Genomic DNA, 20,269 nt, shown 5'->3' on the forward strand with positions numbered 1-20,269 from the left:
ACCACCTACGCCGGAAGCATGCCAGAAATTGCCGTTACGATCAGGCCAAAGACGACCATGAAGATGAAGAACTTCCAAATGGTCTTCCACCATTGGCCAAACGAAATCTTAGCCACGCCAAGGCCGGCAACCGTCATGCCCGCCACGGGACTGATGGTGTTGATGGTCTGGTTGGCAAACTGGAGCGCGGTAACGGCCGCCTCGGGATTGAGGCCCATGAGCTCGGTCAGGGGGCCCATAACGGGCATGGTGAGTGCCGCCAGGCCAGAACTCGAGGGAACCAGCAAAGAGAGCAGGCCAAGGACGATATACATAAACGTGGTGTAGACGGCGGCGGGCGCACCGGCGAGCGCAGTAGCGAGCGCCTGGAGGATGGTGTCGATGATCATGCCGCCCTCGGCGATGACCAGAATACCGCGAGCGATACCGATAACGATGGCGGCGTACGCAAAGTCGGCGAGACCTTTAACGAACTCCTCAGCAATCGTCTGCTGGTCAAGACCGCCCAGGATACCGGCAAGCAAGCCCATGCCAAGGAACACGGCGGAAATCTCATTCATGTACCAACCCTGGGTAACAAGACCCCAGACGATAATGCCCATACCGCAAGCAAAATCGATAAGCACGAGCTTCTGACGGGTAGTGAACTCTTCCTCGATGGAGGCATCGGTCACGGAAAACTCGATACGCTTGAGCTTATCGTCCTCGTACGTAATGGACGACTCGGGGTTTTTCTTGACGCGCATGGCGTATCGCATGGCCCATGCGATACCGACGGCAGTGAAGATGACCCAAGAAACGGCGCGCAGCCACAGTTGCGGATTGCCCTCGATGCCAATGATGCCCTGGGCGATCAAAACATTAAACGGATCGATGGTCGAAGCGCAATATCCCAGGTTAGGACCAAGGAAGCAGATGATGAATGCCGTCATCGAGTCATAACCGATACCCATCATGATGGGAATGAAGATGGCATAGAACGGCAGGGCTTCCTCAGACATACCAAACGTGGTGCCGCAAATGGACAGCAACGTCATCGTGATGGGAATGATGAGGATGTCCTTGTTCTTGAGCTTTTTAATCACGCGGCTCATGCCGGCATTCAAAGCGTTGGTCTTGGTGATGATTGCGAACGACCCGCCAATCAATAAGACGAACGCAACGACGTCGGCAGCCTCCTGGATGCCCTTAGTGGGCGCTTGCAGGACCGCGAAGATATCCTGCCCCAGATTGATGGTCTCGCCGGTCTCGGAATCGGTGTAGTTCTTATCGACCTGTTCATAGGTTCCAGCAACGGCGACTTCACGCTCGCCCGCCGCTGTCGAAATCGTCTTGCGCTGATACTGACCAGAGGGAACGATCCAAGTCAAGACCGCAAAGACAACGATCAGCAAGAACATGATCGTATAGACATGCGGTAATTTGAACTTAAAACGTCTGTTTGTCTTCTTCGCCTTCGTATCTGACATAGATACCTCCAAAGAACTCGAGACTGCATCGCATCTCGCTTCAACGTTTGCACAAGGCAAACGTTCTATGACGTTCTATAGGTTACCAGCAGCTTTTCTCGCCATCAAGATAATTTCAAACTGATTGCCGCAACGCGGTTGAACGGTTGCGTTTGCGCCGTGAACGGTATGGAAACGCCCGGTGAGATGATCCACCGGGCGCTTTCATACGCAATGTCCTAGATGTCAAAAACGTAGCGAGACCCAACGATCCGCTGACGACCGATGATAAACGGCCGCCGCTGCTCATCGAAAAAGAAGGCTTCCATATAAAACAAGGGTTCGCCAACGGGAACTGCCAACAACCGAGCGACCTCGGGCGACGCACACGCGATCTCAAGCGTGCATGGGTCGGTAAACGCGGGCGTGCGGCCCGTCAGGTTGCGCACGAACTCAAAAATGGATTGGTTAGATAGAGGTGCCGTTGATAGATAGGCGTTGTCCTCGTAAACATATATGTTGTTCTCGAGCATGACAGGGACGCCATCGGCAGTACGCACGCGCTCAACGCAGATCAAGTCAGTTCCAACGGGAACACCAAAGAACTGTGCTTCGGTGGAATCCGCCGGCAGCATCTTTCTCGAAATGACACGCGCCCCCGGTTCCATTCCGTTAACGCGGCATGCGTCCGAAAAACTCTGGACGTCATCCTTCTGGCGAATCTTGCGCTTGAGCTTGGGGGCATTGACAAACGTGCCTTTCCCCTGTCGCTTCGTTAGATAGCCCTGTTGGACGAGCTCCTCAATAGCGCGTCGCACGGTAACGCGGCCAACTTTATAGCTCTCAGCCAATTCGAATTCGTTGGGTATCCGCGCACCTGCCTTGTAGGCACCGGAGTTGATTTCGTTTTTGATGATATCGATAACCTGTTGGTACAGCGGTATCGCTGCTTTACCGTCAGTTAGCCCTTCAGTCGGTGGCATATACCCTCTCCAAGCACAATTAAGCCTAAAACGGACTTAGGGGCATTCAACAAGTCCTTAAGCCCGCATTAGCTTAAAGTATGCTAGGTGTCGCACCAAAATGTCGGCTATTTACTCATCAGACCCGAAAAACGCGCAACTACCGCGCTCCTAAGAAAGCTCAAGCAGTTCCGGCAGCTGGTCGATGATCTTGTCCGCAGCATCCTGGCTAAAGCCAAACCGCTCCTCGCGCTTGGCGATTACCGTCAGACCCGCTCGCTTGCCGGCAGTGATGCCAGGCACCGAATCCTCAACGCAGCAGCAACGGACCGCAGGCAGCCCCAACAGGTCCAGCGCATGCAGGTAGATGTCGGGCTCGGGCTTGCTCTCCTTAAACTGCTCGCCGCTCACCACGTACTCAAAGGCATCCGACAGACCACATGCATCGAGTACTTCCTCGATGCTGTCCATGGGAGACGAGCTCGCCAGCGCCACGCGAACGCCGCGGCGCGGCAGCTCTCGAATCGTATCCACGGCGCCTGGGTTAATCAAAGCCTGATAGTCACGCGGACGCTTATGCGCCCACTCGTCCCAACGGGCCAACGCTTCCTCGCCAGTGAAGTGCCCCTTACCGGCGCGCTCAAACCAATCGACCAGCATATGCAGGAAGAACTGATGCGAGGTACCGACCTGCCCATTCAACTCCTCTTGAGTCAGATTAAGCCCAAGCTCCTTGGCAAACGCGGCAGTCTCGCCCAAGTAGTAATACTCGGTATCGACAATGACGCCGTCCATGTCAAAGATAACGGCGTCGAACGGAAATGCGGACACGGCACCCTCCCTAACAAAAGGACGCCCGCAAGCAGGCGCCCGAGCCATGCATTAATCGGCGATTCTAACCCAGCAGCTTATCCAGCGCCACCGCAATGCCATCTTCGTTGTTATCGGCGGTCACCATCTGGGCTACAGCCTTAACCTCATCGACGGCGTTACCCATGGCAACACCGGTGCCGGCCCACTCAATCATGGACTTGTCGTTCTGGCCGTCGCCAAACGATACGACCTCACTGGCATCGATGCCGAGCTTGGGCAGGGCACCCTCGAGTGCGCGGGCCTTGTCGATACCGGGCGCCGTGTACTCAAAGTACCAGTCGGCCGTAAACATGCCCGAAAGCGTCTGCTTAAAGGGCGCATACATCTCCTCGTAATGCGCCTGCAGGTAGGCCGGATCGCCCGCCGTCAGCAGCTTGTCCACGGGATAAGCATCAGCGACCTCATGCAGGCTCTCCACCTCGCGAATCTTAAGATCGCACGCGTCGCGCTCATACTTGACGATATTCTTCTGTGAGCCGTCAGGCAGCGTGATCATGCAATGGTACGAGTCCTCGACGTGCAAATCGCGACCGAGCGAAATCATAGGGATCACGTCAAAATTACGCAGGTGATCAATCAGGCGATGCAATTCGTCGGCAGGCATAGCCTGATCGAACAGCACCTCGTCGGTCTGGGCATCAACGACGTGTGCGCCGTTAAAGGCCACCAGCAGACCGTCATGGTTTTGAAGGTCGAGCTCTTGCGCCAAGGCGCGCAGCCCCCATGCGGGACGGCCCGAAGCCAAGATGAGCTTAATGCCCGACTCCTGCGCCGCGAGCAGCTTCTCGCGCGTACGCGGGCTGATGACCTTTTGGTCGTTGGTGAGCGTACCGTCGATATCCATTGCGATGGCTTTGATTGCCATATATGCCTCCCTGACATTGAACAACCTTGTCTGAGCCATCATACAGAACACCCACGGCGGCGTTGTTTGCAACGGGAAAAATGTCATATTGTCCCAAACATGAACGGCGCGCCTTCGACGATTGCGATGCCCGTCGAGGCGCCTCCCGATACATTCCATCCTATCCAAATAGCAAAGGGCCCGCATCCCAACGGATACGGGCCCTTGTCGGCTATGCGTTAGTTTTCGCAGCGAATCCTACTTGCGGTGAGCTCGGTAGAACTCGATGAGCGCCTGAGTCGAAGCGTCCTGCTCGGCCTTGGCGGCGTCGTCGTGGAAGGCCGGGGTGATCTGCTTGGCAAGCTGCTTGCCCAGCTCGACGCCCCACTGGTCGTAGGAGTCGATGCCCCAGACCGTGCCCTCGACAAACGTGATGTGCTCGTACAGGGCGATGAGCTCACCAAGCGCGAACGGGGTCAGCGTGTCGCCAAAAATCGAGGTCGTCGGACGGTTGCCCTCAAAGCAGCGGGCCGGGACGATCTGCTCGGGCGTGCCCTCGGCACGCACCTCATCGGCCGTCTTACCAAAGGCGAGCGCCTTGGTCTGGGCCAGGAAGTTGCCCAGGAACAGCTCGTGCACGTCCTGACCGCTGTCGGTCGCAGGGTTGGCGGTATTGGCAAAGGCGATGAAATCGGCCGGGACCACCACGGTGCCCTGGTGCAGCAGCTGGTAGAAGGCGTGCTGACCGTTGGTGCCGGGCTCGCCCCAGAAGATCTCGCCGGTATCGGAGGTCACAGCGCTGCCGTCCCAGCGGACGTGCTTGCCGTTGGACTCCATGGTGAGCTGCTGCAGGTAGGCCGGGAAACGGTGCAGGTACTGGCAGTACGGCAGCACGGCGTGGCTCTTGGAACCGAAGAAGTTGACGTACCAGACGTTGAGCAGGCCCATCAGCGCGACGGCGTTGTTCTCGAGCGGCGTGTTGCAGAAGTACTCGTCGATGGCATGGAAGCCCTCAAGGAACTGCTGGAAACGCTCGGGGCCGAGCACGACGATCAGCGACAGGCCCACGGCGGAGTCGACGGAGTAGCGGCCGCCGACCCAGTTCCAGAAGCCGAAGGCGTTAGCGGGGTCGATACCGAAGGCCTCGACCTTCTCGAGTGCGGTGGAAACGGCGACGAAGTGCTTTGCCACGGCCTCGGCGTTCTGCTCATCGGAGCCATCGATGGCGCCCTGAGCCTTGAGCTGCTCGAGCATCCAGGTCTTGACCTCGCGGGCGTTGGTGAGGGTCTCGAGCGTGGTGAAGGTCTTGGAGACGATGATCACGAGCGTGGTCTCGGGATCCAGACCCTTGAGCTTCTCGGCCTGGTCGTTGGGATCGATGTTGGAGATATAGCGGCAATCGATACCGGCGTCGGCATAGGGACGCAGGGCCTCGTAAGCCATGACCGGGCCCAGATCGGAGCCGCCGATGCCGATGGACACCAGGTGCTCGATCTTTTTGTCGGTAACACCCTTCCACTCACCGGAGCGCACGCGCTCGGCGAAGGCATACATGCGGTCGAGAACCTCGTGCACGTCGGCGACGACGTCCTGGCCGTCGACGATGAGCTGGCCCTTCTCGCTTGCCGGGCGGCGCAGCGCGGTGTGCAGGACGGCGCGGTCCTCGGTGGTGTTGATGTGCTCGCCGGAGAACATGGCGTCGCGGCGCTCCTCGAGCTTCACCTCGCGGGCAAGATCGCACAGCAGCTTGACGGTCTCATCAGTCACCAGGTTCTTGGACAGGTCGAAGTGCAGGTCACCGGCGTCAAAGCTCAGCTTGTTCACGCGCTCGGCATCGGCGGCGAACCAGGCCTTGAGGTCGATACCCTCGGCCTCGAGCTTCTCCTGATGGGCCTCGAGCGCCTTCCAAGCGGCAGTCGACGTAGCATCGATAGGTGCGGCAACAGTTGCCATAGAGTCCTCCTCAGCATACGGGCGCACGCCTCCATGCGCCCGGATAATCAGATGCCCCTATTCTAACGCAGGTCAAGACTATAATCAGCGAGCGTTGCCAATCGGCCCCCAAACGGCAACCGACCAAAAAGGGACAGGTTTAATTTGGCAGGTCAAACGCTTTACCAATCAAAAATAACCTATCCCTTTATGCCAAATATTAGGCCGCAGCGCAGACGCTACCGAGCAACTCACGCAGAGGAGACCCGATGCCCTCCAGCAGTTCGGGCGCGATGATGGCAAAAACGGGAACCTCGCCGGCCCCCACGACGGCAGGCACTTTGCCCTCCGAGACGATACATCCATAAGGGACAAAACCGTCTTCGCCGACATCGAGCGCCGCCATGCGACGGGCGAGCTCGCGCGCAAAGCCGGCAGTATCGGCATCGCCAATCGCCAAGACAAAGTCCACGCCTTCGTCGGTCGCCAGGGCCACGGCTTCGTCGATCAGCTCGTCTCCTCCGTCGCCTTCAACCGAGCCGCAGCGGAAAAGCACGCGCTCGAGCAGGGCGCGATCGAGCGAGCCCAGCGCCGCCGAAACGAGCTCATCACGCGTGTGCTTGTCGCCTCCCAGCACGACCAGTGCCTTGGTGCCGCCATAGTGGGCAACCAATCGCCCGCACCAGCGAGCCACATCCCCATCCGCAACCAAGCGCGTCGGCATACCAAACCCATAGTTGACCATTATCCCCACAACCCTTCCGTGCGTATAGGCGGTATCAATCGTTAGGCTCATGCTACGAAGCGAGGTTTTCCGAGCTGTTTCGCGCTCTTTAGAGCTGCGTTAAAAACCCGATGCAACCGCACGACCATACCTGCCAAAAAGGGGCAGGTTTTGACGGTGTCCGGTCGAGCAGGTATTATCGAACAGGTATTCGATAAGAACATGTGTTTGATGGGAGGGCGCGTGGGGCACGAGCGTCACACCTATATCTGCATCGACCTTAAGACGTTTTACGCCAGTGTCGAGTGCGTCGACCGCGGACTCGACCCACTCACTACGTGCCTGGTCGTTGCCGACGAATCGCGCGGGCGCACGACCATCTGCCTCGCCATCACACAGGCTATGAAGGACCTCGGGATACACAACCGCTGCCGTCTGTTCGAGATTCCCGACGGCATCGACTGCATCAAGGCCGTACCGCGCATGCAGCACTACATGGAGGTGTCGGCGAAAATCTACGGCATCTATCTGGAATACGTGAGTCCGCAAGACATTCACGTCTACTCCATCGACGAATGCTTTATCGACGTGACGCCCTATCTGGACCTCTATCACACCGATGCGGAAGGGTTCGCCTGCACGCTGCGCGACGAGGTCTTGGCGCGCACCGGCATCACGGCGACGGTCGGCATCGGCCCCAACCTATTCCAGGCCAAGGTAGCGCTCGACATTACCGCCAAGCACGTACCCAGCCGCATCGGCATACTCGACGACGGGACCTTTCGCAAGGAGATCTGGCCCCATCGCCCCATCACCGACATCTGGGGCATCGGCCCCGGCGTGGCGGCCCGTCTCGAAAAGTACGGCGTCTACGATCTGATGGGCGTCGCCGCGCTCGACGAAAACCTGCTTTACGATGAGCTCGGCGTCAATGCCGAATATCTCATCGACCACGCCTTCGGGCGCGAGCCGACAACCATCGCCGATATCCAAGCCTATCGCCCGCAAGCGACCTCGACCACCACAGGACAGGTGCTCTCGAAGGGCTATGCCTACGAGCAGGCCTACACCGTCTTGCGCGAGATGGTCGACAACGCCGTGTTGGATCTAGTCGATAAGCACGTGGTCTGCGACAGCATCTCGCTCTTTGTGGGCTACGCGAGCGAGCGCGCCGACATACGCCGGCTCAACGCCAGCGGCACGGCGCAGTATATAGACGGCTGCGGACACCTGCGCTCGAGCACCTCGGGCATCGAGCCCGCAGCGACCGATGGCCCCGAGCTCGCGCCCCGTGCTCCCAAGCCCGTCCAGCGCGATGACGAAAGGCGTCGCCTGGTGCGCGAAGCGCAGGCAATCGATGGCATCTTTGTGGGAGAGCATGGCGGCAAACCGCGTGGTGGCTATGCCGCACTCTTTGCGCACTCCAACGCCTCGCGCAAGCTGCCCGAGCGCACTAACTCGTTTAAGAAGATCATGGGCTATTTTGATGAGCTCTGGGCGCAGACTGTCGATCCCAAACGACCGGTCAAGCGCATCAACCTTGGATTTGGCAACCTCATGCCCGAGGAATTTACCACCATCGATCTGTTCAGCGATATCGAGGCCGATGAGCGCGAGCGCGACCTGGCGCGCGCCGTCCTGGCCGTGAAAGGCAAGTACGGCAAGAACGCGCTCGTCAAGGGATTAAGCTTTACCGCCGGCGCCACCGCGCGCGAACGCAACGACCAAGTTGGAGGACACCGTGCCTAAACCCAAACAACAGCCCGTGCGCCCGCCGACCGCCTTCGAGCGCCTGGCGGACCCCGAGGGCAGGCGCCGCGCCGCCGACCCCAAGCTCACTGCCAACGGTGCCGTGCGCGCCAACCGCGCCGCGCAGTTTATGCCCTTTGCCGCCCTCACGGGATACTACGAACTCGTGCGCAAGCAGGAAATCACCGTCGAGTCAAAACGTGAGCTCACGGAAGAAAAAGCCCTCGTACTTTCTAAAAAGCTCGAGGGTCTCAAACGTGGCGACTTGGTTCGTGTCACCTATTACGATACATACGGCTATCGCAGCCGCACCGGCATCCTCGACGAGGCGCTCCCCGCCTTCAAGCTCCTCAAGCTCCGAGACATCGCCATCGACTTCGACGACATCCAAGACATCGAACTGCGCGGACGAGCCTAGCCAAGGAAGCGCATCCAGGGCGGCGCTTACAGCGTCATGACGTAGTAGCCCGCGTCTTTCACGGCCGTCTCGAGGACACCACGATCAACCGGCTGCTTAGAGCGCACGCGTGCCGTGTGGTCCGCATACGTCACCGTTGCCCACACGCCATCCAGCGCATTGAGGGCATTGGCTACGTTCTGAGCGCAGCCGTCACAGCTCATGCCGCCGATGAGCAGCTCATCGCTATAGGGATAGTGTGACGCATCGGTATCCACCACAACAACCTTTTTGGCCTTCTTGCCGCTCGTACCATCGCTGCAGCAACTCTTCCCGTGTGTCGAAGCGGCAATGCGACGCAGTCCAAAAAACATGCCGACGGCAATGACGGCCAGCACGATGAGATTCGCAGGGTTGAGCAAGTCACTCATGCGCTCCCCTTTCAAGTAGCACTATCTAGATACCCCCATGGGGTGTCCCCATCTTAACCCAAAATCATGTCTGTTCGGTCAATTAGTTTCCCTCTTCAAACTTTTTTGTTGACCATGGCTTACTTTCGTGTATAAGTTTTCCTAGGCTAACAGTTTAGATCCGTAAGGAGCGCCGTGACTCGAACCATAGACATCCCAACGTTTCAGGCAGCGGTCGTGCGCAACTGCTCCCCCACGCTCGCGGGCATCAAGCCGGCATCGCTCTTTACCTATCCAGGCACCTACGCCCACGGGAACGGCTCGACCACAACCGAAACCATCGCAGAACGCCGAGCACGCCTGCTCGACGTTATCGCCCAGTGCAATCGCGAGCTTGACCCGCTCGGCATCCACCTGAGTGTTTTGGTCTGGCGGCCCTGCGGAGCACTCGTGTACGTGTACCGAGCCAAAAGCCTCGCCACCTATTTCGCAGACCCTCGCGCCCAAACAGCGCTCGCCTCGGAAGGCTACGACACGAGAGACCTTTCGACATGCCTTGTGCATTTGGCATCACGCATCACGCTCGCGAGCAATAACGTCGCGGAATGCGCTTGTAGCCAGACTCGATGCGCACTACCCCAGCAAGCTAGCTGCAGCAACGACTGCACCTGCGAGTTTCCGCACGAAATAGGCTACTTCCTTGGATATCCCTACGACGACGTGCACGAGTTTATCGTCCAGCGCGGCGAGAACTACAAGGTCTTTGGAGCTTGGAAGGTCTACACGGATGTCGAGCAAGCGCTTGCGATGTTTGACGCCTACCGCGCTTGCACTCAATACCTCACCTTTGTCTATCAGCAGGGCTGCAGCTTGGCGCAACTTGCCCAGGCAACCCGATAGAACATAGAAGCCGCGGCAACCTGCCGCACAACTGAAAGGACAAAACATGAGCAAGATCGCCGTCGTCTACTGGAGCGGCACGGGCAACACCGAGGCCATGGCAAACCTCGTCGCCGAAGGCGCCACGTCCGCGGGTGCCGAGACTGAGGTCATCCCCTGCGCCGACTTCTCTGCTGACAAGGCCGCCGAATATGATGCCTTCGCCTTCGGCTGCCCCGCCATGGGCTCCGAGGAGCTTGAGTATGACGAGTTTCAGCCTATGTGGGACGAGGTCAAGGAGACCCTCGGCGGCAAGAAGGTCGTCCTCTTTGGCTCCTATTCGTGGGCCGAGGGCGAGTGGATGGACAACTGGAAGGCCGACGCCGACGAGGCCGGCGTCAACGTCGTGGACTCCGTCATTTGCTACGATGCGCCCGACGATGAGGGCGAGGCGGCCTGCAAGGCCCTCGGAGCCGAGCTCGCGTAACGAAACCAGGCCTCCAAAAGAGCCTGTATCACAGCGCATCCCCATCCCTACAAAAGAGCGGGGGCTGGATTCAAGTCCAGCCCCCGCTCTTTTGTAACGGCAGTTACATCAACCGGCTACGAGATATTTCCCAAGAACGCCTTGGTGCGCTCGCTCTTGGGGTGGTCGAAGACCTCGCTCGGCGTACCCTCTTCCACAATGACGCCGCCGTCCATAAAGACGACGCGGTCGGCGACATCGCGGGCAAAGCCCATCTCGTGCGTCACGACGATCATGGTCATGCCGTCGCGTGCCAGGTCGCGCATGACACCCAGGACGTCGCGCACGAGCTCGGGGTCGAGCGCCGAGGTGGCCTCGTCAAAGAGCATGACGTGCGGGTTCATCGACAGGGCGCGGGCGATGGCAACGCGCTGCTGCTGACCGCCCGAGAGCTGGCTCGGCATAAAGTCGATACGCTCGGCAAGACCGACCTTGGTCAGCTCCTCGACGGCAATTTTCTCGGCCTCTTCCTTGCTGCGCTTGAGCACCTTCTGCTGCGCGAGCATGACGTTCTTTTTGACTGAGAGGTGCGGGAACAAATTGAACTGCTGGAACACCATACCCAGATGCGTGCGCACCTTGTTAAGATCGACGCCCTTGGCGCACACGTCCACACCCTCAACGACAATCGAGCCACTCGTGGGATGCTCAAGACGGTTGATGCAGCGAAGCATCGTCGACTTACCCGAGCCCGAGGGACCCAGAACTACGACGACCTCGCCCTTGTGCACATCCAGATCGATATCGCGCAGGACCACGTTATCGCCAAAGGCCTTCTGGAGGTTCTTGATGCTGACGACGACCTCGTTCGAGTTATTGGTTTCGCTCATGATAGGACCTCCTTACAGACCGGCGATGTGATCGGCGGGCGTCGCGACGACCTGTCCGGCGCTCTTGGCGGGACGCTTCTTCTTAGTTTCGGCCGTGCCCAAAAGCCTCGCCTCAAGGCCGCTCACCAAGCGAGCGAGCGGCAGGGTGATGACCAGATAGAACAGGGCGGCAACCACGTACGGTGTAATAGAGCCCGTCGTGGCCACGATGGTGCGGGCGTTCATGACGATCTCGACCACGCCCACGGCCGCGAGCAGCGACGTATCCTTGTAAAGCAGGATAAACTCGCTGGTCAGCGTAGGCAGGACATTGCGGAACGTCTGCGGAATCATAACGTAGAGCAGTGTCTGGAAGGCGTTCATGCCCAGCGAGCGCGCAGCCTCGTTCTGGCCCTTGGGGATCGACTGAATACCGGCACGGAAGATCTCGCACAGGTAGGCGGACGAGTTCATGGCCATGACGATGACGCCCAGCACATAGTCGTCAACCTTGACGCCGGCAAGCGGCAGGCCAAAGAATGCAATATAGATCTGCAGGAACGCCGGCGTACCACGGATGATATTCACATAGATGCCGGCAAGGCAACGCAGGATGCGCGACTTGGAGATGCGCATGAGCGACAAGGCAAAGCCAAAGGGAATTGCCAGCGGAAACGCCACGAGCACGATCGAGAGCGACATGAGGAAGCCTTTGAAGACGATCGGCAGGCTCTGGACCAAAATGACCGGGTTCAGGAACAGGCGAAGGAACATGTTGGAGTTCCAGGCCTCGACCCACGGCTGCTCTTTAAGGTCGGCCAAGAAGTTATCGAAGGCCGTCACGCCCTTGATCTCCACCGACGGAATCTTGGAGATCTTCTTGGTCGACCCGTCGGCGAGCGTATAGGTGCCGCTAAAGGCCTCATCGCCGCCCTCGACGGGGAAGGTCACGCCGTAAACCTCGACACGGAAAAAGCCGCCGGCAGGCGCCGTCTCGCCAAAGTCAATCTTGAGCGTCTGGCCGTCAGCCTTGCACGTGGGTTTCATGGGCGTACGATCCATGAGGTCCTCGCCCGAGAGCATCGTCAATCGCGTGTCATCGGTACCAAACGTCGTGCCGTCGACAAACGTCAAAGAAAGACCGCTCAGCTCCTCGTCGGCATCGGCCTGAACTTCCCAGGTAATGCGCGTCTCGGTGCCGCCGACCACATCGCTGCCCGAACCGGTGTTGGGTCGGGCGGTAATCTTTGCGGTCTCAAGCGCCTGGGCGGTCGTGGGCGCATATGCCCCCGCGCACACCAGCGCGAGCGCCACGGCCATGACGCAGGCTAGCTTTTGGAGCAAGACGGGCAGTGGAAAACGCTGCTCAGCGGCCCCTTTGTTCAGTCGAGACAAGGTGGCTCCTATCGTAGAAGTTGCCGGCAAAACGAGACGGAAACGCTCTCCGTCAAGAGAAGCGCAAAGGCCCTCTCCGCAAAACGGAAAGGGCCCGCGCGCAATCAAGTAGTTATTTTACTTGATGTTGTACTTAGCCATGAGGGCGTCGACGGTACCGTCGTCGGTCAGGTCCTTGATGGCCTGGTTGACGTCGTCCTTGAGCTTAGTGTTGCCCTGGTTGATGGCGATGGCGTACTCCTCGCCGGTGCTGATCTGCTTGATGGTCTGGCAGGTGTTGAACTGCTCGGCGGTCAGCTGGCTGGCGACGGAGCGGTTGGTCACCACGGCGTCACCCTTATCGGACTGCAGGGCGCTGAAGCACTCGGTGGCGTCCTTGTAGGGAACAATCTTGGCCTTGGGGAAGTTCTCCTGGGCAAAGGCCTCGGCGGTCGAGCCAGACTGGACGATGATGGTAGCGTCGGCGTTGTTGAGCTTCTCGCTGTAGTTGTCGGCCGTGATGTCGGTGTTATCGACCTTGGTCACGATAGCCTGATCGTCCATGTAGTAGGAATCAGAGAAAGTGACTTCCTTCTCACGCTCGGGCGTGTCGGTGATAGCCGCGATGGAAACATCATACTTGGCGCCCGAAGCGACGCCCGGAACCAGCGTGTCAAAGTCATTGTTGACATACTCGACATCCAGGCCCAGCTTGTCGCCGATAGCCTTGATGAGCTCAAGGTCAAAGCCCTGATAATCGCCGTTGTCATCCTTGTACTCAAACGGAGCGTACTCGGCAGAGGTGCCGACGGTGAGCGTACCGTCCTTGACGAGTGCATACTCCTTGGAGCCGTCGACCTTCTCGACCTTCGCGTTGTCAGAGCTGCTGGAACCGGCATCGGAACCAGAGGTGGCGTTGGACGAACCACAGCCCGTCAGTGCAAGAGCGAGCGCCATGGCGCCCGTGGCTGCAAACGCGCCAAGCTTCTTGAGCTTCATAATCAGTCTCCTTCCAGTGACCCCGTTTGATTCAGAGGTCTGCAAAAACTGTTGGCTATTATGCACCCGGAATTACGAATCTGCAATGAGAAAACTGATTGAAACAAACCCATAACGTGAATGGAATACTCCACTTAGCAACAGTCATTACTGCTGCAATGACCTTAACAGTTTGATTTCAGCTGCATAACCTGCAAGTTCGTTCGGCGTCTCCAAAATAAATGGAAGTGCACGCAAGCGGCTATTCGATACAATATTCTGCATAACCTGCATACCGCCGCCAAACTCTTCACTACCCAGGTAGCCCTTGCCGATGCACTCGTGGCGATCCTTATGGGCGCCGCAGGGGTTCTTGGAGTCATTGATATGCACGGCGCGCAAGCGCTCGATACCCACCACGCGGTCGAACTCGTCGAGTACGCCGTCCAGGTCATGGATGATGTCGTAGCCAGCATCGCTCACATGGCAGGTGTCCAAACAAACGCCCAGCTTATCGGACAGCTCCGGGCACTTGGCGGCAACGCCCTCGATAATGCGCGCCAGCTCTTCAAAGCTACGGCCCACCTCGGTGCCCTTGCCCGCCATGGTCTCAAGCAATACCGTCGTCTGCTGTCCCTCAAACATCACCTGGCACAGCGTGTCGACAATCATCTGAATGCCGGCGTCTGCCCCCTGTCCCACATGCGCACCGGGATGGAAGTTGTAGTAGTTGCCGGGCAGTGCTTCCAGACGCTGCAAATCTTCCGCCATAGCCTCCAAGGCAAACTCCCGCGCCCGCTCCTTAGCGGAGCAGGGGTTATAGGTATACGGGGCATGCGCCACTAGCGGTCCAAAGTCGTTTTGCGCCATAAGCTCGCGCAGAGCCGCCACGTCATCCATGTCAAGGTCTTTTGCCTTGCCACCGCGCGGGTTGCGCGTAAAGAACGCAAAGGTATTGGCACCAATGGACAACGCCGTCTCCCCCATTGCCCGATAGCCCTTCGTCGTCGAAAGATGACACCCGATCGTTAGCATCTCCAACTCCCCCTCATCAGTTGCGGTGAAATACGGTCTATTGGTGCCTTATTTTGGCGCAAACAGACCGTATTCCACCGCAAGATATAAAAGGGGCATCAGGGGCAAGGTCCGCCGAGCCCCCTTGAGCACCAGCACCGCAGCCTAGAGCGTCAAGCGAATCGCATCGATAATCTGCGCGCAGCGCTGCGTGGCGGCAAGAGGCATAACGGGGCTTTCAAGCTCTCCCGTCTGGACGAGCTGCGTCGCATGCTGAATTTCGCCGTAGAAATCATCGACCTCAAACGGGGCATTAATTTCGAGCATTCGTCCGTCGGAGTACTTCACATGGGCGAGCTCGGGGCGATGGAGGCGCTCGATTTCCACCGAACCCCGTTCGCAGGCAATCATTAAGCGGCTTTCATATGCTGCTTTGCCGTCGCACACCATATGAATGGGTATACCGCCGACACTCATATGGATCTCATCGGCCCAATCCACGCGGCCACCCGATACGTCACGCCAGCGAACTTCACGAGACGAAACATCGCACGCACCCGCAAGCAAATCCTCAAACCACCCGACCGCATAGCAGCCCATGTCATATAGACAGCCGCCCTGCAACGGATCGAGCAGATAACTCGAAGGGGACTCACCATAATCGAGTTTTTGCACGCTTTCGATCGAGACGATACAGCCGAGCTCGCCCGACGCAAGCAAGTCCTCCACGCGAGTGCGCATCGGGCAAAACCGATTCTTCATCGCCTCCATAAACAGCACGCCGCACTCGCGAGAGGCGGAGGCAATCGAGAGAGCCTCTTCCTCACTCAAAACGGCCGGCTTTTCGCACAGCACGGCCTTTCCGGCGCGCAGCGCGCGACAGGCCCAACGCGTATGCATACCATGCGGAAGAGCCAAGTAGATTGCGTCGACATCGGGGTCGGCAATCAGCGCATCATAAGCCGCATCGCCGCCATCGTCAGCCGTGACATAACTGTGCGCAGCATCGATCGAAAACGCCCTGAAAAACTCCTCAACATGCGAAGGAGTGCGACCGGCGGCAGCCACAAGCCGTGCCCTGTCGACCTTCTTGAGCGACGATGCAAATCGATGCGAAATGTGCCCAGCGCCCAAAACGCCCCAACGAACCTCACGCAAATCATCACATGAATCCCGATGGCCCACGACAGCTCCCTTCAGTTGCGACGAAATAGTTCCTGCTATCGCCCTATTCTGCCGCAAACAGGAACTATTCCATCACAAGATATAAAAGGGTCATGAGGAGCGAGTTTTGCTGAAGACTTTAAGCGCGGCCGTTACGGGGCCAGGCTGGAAACGTCGGCGCGCGTCGTCGAGACGCTCGGGGATATCGATGTGTTGCGGGCAGTGACGCGCACATTTGCCGCACTTGACGCAATTGCTCACGAGCTTGGGCTCGCTCGTGCGCACCGCGCTCGCCGTAAAGTATTGCGACAGCCCCGTAAACCAGCTGTGCGCATAGCTCGCGTTGTAAGCGGCAAAGCAGCCGGGAATGTTAATACCCTTGGGACATGGCATGCAGTAGCCGCATCCCGTGCAGGGCACGCGATTCGATTTTTCAAACTCCGCCAGCACACGTGCGATGGTATCGAGCTGCTCTGTCGTCATCGAATTCGGCAGTGCGCGATCCGCCAATGCCGCGTTCTCGTCCACCTGTGCGGTATCGGTCATGCCCGAAAGCAGCATCGTGACCTGAGGATGGTTCCACACCCACGAAAGTCCCCAGGCGGCAGGAGTGCGCAAATGCGGGTCACGGGCGCCATCGAGCACGGCGCGGGCCCGCGGAGGCAGCTTGCCCGCCAGGCGTCCACCCAAAAGCGGCTCCATCACAAACACCGCGAGCCCGCGCTCCGCAGCCGCCATGAGTCCCGCCGTTCCCGCTTGGTAGCGCTCTCCAGCGTAGTTGTACTGGATCTGGCAAAAATCCCAGTCATACGCGTCAAGCATCGTGAGGAAGTCCGCGGCGCTGCCGTGGTACGAAAAACCTATCTGGCGAATACGCCCCGCAGCCTTTTGGTGCGCAATCCAGTCCTCGATGCCCAACGCCACCACGCGCTCCCACTGGGCGGGCGAGGTGATGTTGTGCATAAGGTAATAGTCGATACGGTCGGTCCGCAGGCGACGCAGCTGCTCGTCGAAGAACCGATCGAAATCCTCCGCGCATTTGCACGAAGCATGCGGCAGCTTGGTTGCGAGCAAAACCTGGTCGCGCAAGCCCAGGCGCTCAAGCGACGCCCCCACGCACGCCTCGTTGCCGGGATAGAGATAGGCCGTGTCCAGGTAGTTAATCCCCTGCTCCACCGCACGGGAGATGATGGCGTCGGCAGTCTTCGCATCCGGGCGTCCCGGCGCACCGGGAAACCTCATGCAGCCCAGCCCCAACGCCGAGATACGGTTGCCGCTTTTGGGGTCAACGCGGTATTGCACGGCCCCTCCCTTCGCCATCAGCGCCCCGGCAAGGCGAAACACAATGGTCACGCAGCCGAAACATCGTGGAATCGCAATCGAGAACGTATCGTAACGCAGCAGAAATCGAGCTGTCACGGCACCGCATTAACATCAGCAAAAAGCCCGATGAAAGGAGCCAAGCGTGACCACACGCGAGGACGTCTACCTCTACCCCGGCGAGCAGTACATCCTCTCGGTCGACCGCTATCAGATCGAAGTCATGGACCATCTGGACGAGCTTCCTGCCACAAGCGCCGTCATCTTCTGCACCTTCCCCAAGGTGCGCGATGGCGTCGGATTCCTCGCGCGCGTTTTTGCGGTCTGCCCTGCAGCGTAGAGCCCAGGCAAACGTTTCTTTTTCATAACAGCCGCCCCGCGCACCCAGCAATCACCCTGGCAGCATACAATCCATCAGGCGCCCCTTACGCGGGCGCCTTTTATATGGGGAGATGATTCACATGCAGATCAACAAGGTTGCCTTTATCGGCAAGGGCGGCGTCGGGCTGCTCTATGGCAGCATGATTGCCAAGACGCTCGGCAACGATGCCGTCGAATACATTATGGACGACGCTCGCTTTGAGCGCCATGCGAACGACGCGCTCACCGTCAACGGCAAGCCCTGCGATCTCACGTCCGTCCGCGCCGGCGAGGCGACACCCGCCGATCTGGTCATCCTGACGGTCAAGACGACGGGGCTCAACCAAGCACTCAAGACCATGGAGCGCGTCATGGGACCCAACACGCTCATCGCCTCGCTGTGCAACGGCATCACCAGCGAGCAGAAGATTGCCGAGCGCTTTGGCTGGGAGCACACCGTCCTCGGAATCTGCCAAGGCATGGACGCTGTGTTTCTCAACGGCGCGCTCACCTTTACCAATGCGGGCGAGATCCGCTTTGGTGCGGCCGCCGGCACCGACCCCGCGACCGTCACCGCTATCGACGGGCTCTACACGCGCTGCGGCATCGCCCACACCGTCGAGGACGACATCGCCCACCGCATGTGGGCAAAACTTATGCTCAACGACGGCATCAACCAGACCTGCATGGCGTACGGCGGGACCTACGGAAGCGCCACGGAGCCGGGCTCCGAGCAGCGCCGCTGCTTTGTTTCCGCCATGCGCGAAACGCTTGCGGTCGCCAACGCCGAGGGTATCGAGCTCACCGAGGCAGACCTAACGCAAATGGTGCGTCTCATAAAAGGGCTCGACCCCGCCGGCATGCCCTCGATGGCGCAGGACCGCGTCGCTCAACGCAGAACCGAGGTCGAGGAATTTGCGGGTACCATCTGCCGCCTCGCGGCCAAGCACGGCATCCAGGTGCCGCAAAACGAATGGCTCTATTCGCGCATCCGCGAAATCGAGGCCAGCTGGTAGCGCCCGGCGTGCTACAGCCTACAGCCTCAATAGCAAAGCCGCCGCAAGGGGCACTCCCCTTGCGGCGGCTTCCTTCTTCATCTATGGGCAAAACCAGCTTCACAACGGCTAGCGCCGCACCTGCGGCATCTCGTCCTCGTCATCGCGGCAAAGGGTCACGCCCGCGCTTCCCAGCAGCGCTGCTGCGATGAGCGCGCCGACCACAATAGGAGCAGCCCCGCACGAGCCCTGCATGCCTACGACAAGCGCAGCTGTAGGGCCAAGACAGCCAAGTACCAATGCGACGGCGGCGATAGCGATATCTCGAGCGTTCATGAGACCACTTCCTCCACGGGAAAGACTTTGTTTCTCATGACTTAGTGTGCCCCGCGCCCATATGCCCAACGTAGTGCCACGGTAAGGGCTCTGTTAACCCAAATACAAATATAAAACGAGCGCCTTTACGTTGCCCGAAAGCTCGATAAAGACGCCCGCCCATCATGTGCCTATTTTGCTCTGATGGCAGATTACCAACCGGTGTAGTAGTCGGTGGTTCCGGCGGCGCAGCCGGAGTCATAGACCTTGCAATCACCCTTGGAGCCCGTAAAGGTCGAGCCCTGGGCCATATCGCCCGCGGCAACAACGTAATAGCCGTCGGAATCGCGCCAGAAGCCCTCAGAATCCTGCGTCCATTCGCCCGTGCGGTGGTGATACAACACGTTGCTGCTGTAATAGGTCTCACGGCGCCCGTTGTAGTTATTGACACCCGCAGAGCGCGTCAGGCCCGATCCGTTCGCGTAGGACGCGGCAGACGCGTAGGACGGAGTGTAACCGGCGTTGTAGTACGAAGCCTGGGCGGCCTCGGCAGCCTCCGCCTCGGCTGCGGCGGCCTCGAGCGCTTCGCGCTTGGCATTCTCAAGCGCAGTGCGCAGCTCATCGAGCTCGGTCGACTTCGCGTCGACCTCCCCCATCGTCAACAGACTACCCGCACCGTCGATACAACCCTGCAGCACAGCGCGCTCGTCATCGGTAGCATAGTCGCCATACATATTCATAATGATCTGAGCGCGCATCTCAAGGGAATCGCGCTTGGCCTCCATCGAGGCGTTCCACTCCTGCATGGAACCATAACCATCGCCGCGATAATCAACGGGCTGCACCAGCGTCGCCTCGGACGGCGTAGATCCAACCGTATCGGACAGTGTTGCCGCGTGGGCATCAGTTGCGCCGGCGCCTGCCAAAAGTGCCACGGTCAGAGCGGCGGAAAGGGCAGCGGCTTTCGGTTTTCGTGAATCGATCCTCATGTAGCTGGAAACCTCCGTAGTGCGTTTTTGCTGCGTTTGAGCTGCGTGTGATTCGATCGCGCTGCATAGTACCTCGAGCAAATCGCGACCTGCGGTTTTACTCAAAAGGCGCACGTCAATTGCGTAAAACTCACATCCTCTCAACAGGAGTTTTCCACAACTCAAATGCATAAAGCATGCCAAAAACCCTGTAATAGCGCCCTTCCT

Annotated in this window: 21 protein-coding genes; 6 read left to right on the forward strand and 15 right to left on the reverse strand. The window is 59.0% G+C overall.

What is annotated here, in order from left to right; translation table 11 throughout:
* Window positions 1-5 precede the first annotated feature (5 nt).
* From DXB86_RS00320 to DXB86_RS00345, 6 genes are all read right to left on the reverse strand, one after another.
* On the reverse strand, window positions 6-1,469 hold the full coding sequence (locus tag DXB86_RS00320; protein WP_117716559.1) for a YfcC family protein: 1,464 nt from the start codon (window positions 1,467-1,469) through the stop codon (window positions 6-8).
* A 218-nt stretch (window positions 1,470-1,687) separates the two neighbouring features.
* Window positions 1,688-2,431 carry a GntR family transcriptional regulator gene (locus tag DXB86_RS00325; protein ID WP_117716558.1) on the reverse strand — a complete coding sequence of 248 codons (744 nt, stop codon included), beginning with the start codon at window positions 2,429-2,431 and terminating at the stop codon, window positions 1,688-1,690.
* A 150-nt stretch (window positions 2,432-2,581) separates the two neighbouring features.
* Complete coding sequence (locus DXB86_RS00330; protein ID WP_316242585.1) at window positions 2,582-3,241, reverse strand: HAD family phosphatase; 660 nt, start codon at window positions 3,239-3,241, stop codon at window positions 2,582-2,584.
* Between the two features lie 64 nt (window positions 3,242-3,305).
* Window positions 3,306-4,148: a Cof-type HAD-IIB family hydrolase gene (locus DXB86_RS00335; protein ID WP_199410953.1), complete on the reverse strand. Its 843-nt coding sequence runs from the start codon at window positions 4,146-4,148 to the stop codon at window positions 3,306-3,308.
* Window positions 4,149-4,385: 237 nt separating this feature from the next.
* Window positions 4,386-6,080 (reverse strand): glucose-6-phosphate isomerase, encoded by a 1,695-nt coding sequence (gene pgi / locus DXB86_RS00340; RefSeq protein ID WP_117735783.1) that lies wholly within the window; start codon window positions 6,078-6,080, stop codon window positions 4,386-4,388.
* A gap of 199 nt (window positions 6,081-6,279) precedes the next feature.
* Window positions 6,280-6,804 carry an iron-containing alcohol dehydrogenase gene (locus DXB86_RS00345; protein ID WP_099431475.1) on the reverse strand — a complete coding sequence of 175 codons (525 nt, stop codon included), beginning with the start codon at window positions 6,802-6,804 and terminating at the stop codon, window positions 6,280-6,282.
* A gap of 201 nt (window positions 6,805-7,005) precedes the next feature.
* On the opposite strand from DXB86_RS00345, the gene DXB86_RS00350 reads away from it, so the two are divergent.
* Window positions 7,006-8,532, forward strand: a complete 1,527-nt coding sequence (locus DXB86_RS00350; RefSeq protein ID WP_369831473.1) for a DNA repair protein — start codon at window positions 7,006-7,008, stop codon at window positions 8,530-8,532.
* The gene (locus tag DXB86_RS00355) at window positions 8,525-8,950 is read left to right on the forward strand and encodes a hypothetical protein (protein WP_233502621.1); all 426 of its coding nucleotides are present in this window, start codon (window positions 8,525-8,527) and stop codon (window positions 8,948-8,950) included. The genes DXB86_RS00350 and DXB86_RS00355 overlap by 8 nt, the downstream gene beginning before the upstream one ends.
* 26 nt (window positions 8,951-8,976) lie before the next feature.
* Here the strand turns inward: DXB86_RS00355 and DXB86_RS00360 are convergent, their stop codons facing one another.
* The gene (locus DXB86_RS00360; protein ID WP_117635436.1) at window positions 8,977-9,360 is read right to left on the reverse strand and encodes a heavy-metal-associated domain-containing protein; all 384 of its coding nucleotides are present in this window, start codon (window positions 9,358-9,360) and stop codon (window positions 8,977-8,979) included.
* Window positions 9,361-9,534: 174 nt separating this feature from the next.
* Here DXB86_RS00360 and DXB86_RS00365 point away from each other — a divergent pair, with 174 nt between their 5' ends.
* Window positions 9,535-10,239: a DUF3793 family protein gene (locus DXB86_RS00365; RefSeq protein ID WP_117735785.1), complete on the forward strand. Its 705-nt coding sequence runs from the start codon at window positions 9,535-9,537 to the stop codon at window positions 10,237-10,239.
* Window positions 10,240-10,285: 46 nt separating this feature from the next.
* Window positions 10,286-10,705 carry a flavodoxin gene (locus DXB86_RS00370; protein ID WP_117735786.1) on the forward strand — a complete coding sequence of 140 codons (420 nt, stop codon included), beginning with the start codon at window positions 10,286-10,288 and terminating at the stop codon, window positions 10,703-10,705.
* A 116-nt stretch (window positions 10,706-10,821) separates the two neighbouring features.
* On the opposite strand, the gene DXB86_RS00375 is transcribed toward DXB86_RS00370, so the two are convergent.
* The 6 genes from DXB86_RS00375 to DXB86_RS00400 form a co-directional block, all read right to left on the reverse strand.
* Window positions 10,822-11,574 (reverse strand): amino acid ABC transporter ATP-binding protein, encoded by a 753-nt coding sequence (locus tag DXB86_RS00375; RefSeq protein ID WP_055251428.1) that lies wholly within the window; start codon window positions 11,572-11,574, stop codon window positions 10,822-10,824.
* Between the two features lie 12 nt (window positions 11,575-11,586).
* Window positions 11,587-12,948 carry an ABC transporter permease subunit gene (locus DXB86_RS00380; RefSeq protein WP_233503153.1) on the reverse strand — a complete coding sequence of 454 codons (1,362 nt, stop codon included), beginning with the start codon at window positions 12,946-12,948 and terminating at the stop codon, window positions 11,587-11,589.
* Between the two features lie 117 nt (window positions 12,949-13,065).
* Window positions 13,066-13,926 carry an ABC transporter substrate-binding protein gene (locus tag DXB86_RS00385; RefSeq protein ID WP_117635438.1) on the reverse strand — a complete coding sequence of 287 codons (861 nt, stop codon included), beginning with the start codon at window positions 13,924-13,926 and terminating at the stop codon, window positions 13,066-13,068.
* Between the two features lie 147 nt (window positions 13,927-14,073).
* Entirely contained in the window at window positions 14,074-14,940 is an 867-nt protein-coding gene (locus DXB86_RS00390; protein WP_117637465.1) for a deoxyribonuclease IV, read from the reverse strand.
* 144 nt (window positions 14,941-15,084) lie between these two features.
* Window positions 15,085-16,104: a Gfo/Idh/MocA family protein gene (locus DXB86_RS00395; protein ID WP_233504095.1), complete on the reverse strand. Its 1,020-nt coding sequence runs from the start codon at window positions 16,102-16,104 to the stop codon at window positions 15,085-15,087.
* A gap of 90 nt (window positions 16,105-16,194) precedes the next feature.
* Window positions 16,195-17,385: an aldo/keto reductase gene (locus DXB86_RS00400; RefSeq protein ID WP_117735788.1), complete on the reverse strand. Its 1,191-nt coding sequence runs from the start codon at window positions 17,383-17,385 to the stop codon at window positions 16,195-16,197.
* A gap of 163 nt (window positions 17,386-17,548) precedes the next feature.
* On the opposite strand from DXB86_RS00400, the gene DXB86_RS00405 reads away from it, so the two are divergent.
* Window positions 17,549-17,743, forward strand: a complete 195-nt coding sequence (locus DXB86_RS00405) for a hypothetical protein (RefSeq protein ID WP_117735789.1) — start codon at window positions 17,549-17,551, stop codon at window positions 17,741-17,743.
* Between the two features lie 121 nt (window positions 17,744-17,864).
* The gene (locus DXB86_RS00410; RefSeq protein WP_233504096.1) at window positions 17,865-18,779 is read left to right on the forward strand and encodes a ketopantoate reductase family protein; all 915 of its coding nucleotides are present in this window, start codon (window positions 17,865-17,867) and stop codon (window positions 18,777-18,779) included.
* A gap of 108 nt (window positions 18,780-18,887) precedes the next feature.
* Here DXB86_RS00410 and DXB86_RS00415 read toward each other — a convergent pair whose 3' ends face one another.
* Both DXB86_RS00415 and DXB86_RS00420 read right to left on the reverse strand, forming a co-directional pair.
* Window positions 18,888-19,094: a hypothetical protein gene (locus tag DXB86_RS00415; RefSeq protein WP_117735791.1), complete on the reverse strand. Its 207-nt coding sequence runs from the start codon at window positions 19,092-19,094 to the stop codon at window positions 18,888-18,890.
* Between the two features lie 191 nt (window positions 19,095-19,285).
* A complete protein-coding gene (locus DXB86_RS00420; protein ID WP_117735792.1) occupies window positions 19,286-20,062 on the reverse strand; it encodes a hypothetical protein in 777 nt (258 codons plus the stop codon).
* Between the last annotated feature and the right edge of the window lie 207 nt (window positions 20,063-20,269).

The organism is Collinsella sp. OM06-18AC (genome assembly GCF_003438785.1).
Taxonomy (GTDB): Bacteria; Actinomycetota; Coriobacteriia; order Coriobacteriales; family Coriobacteriaceae; genus Collinsella.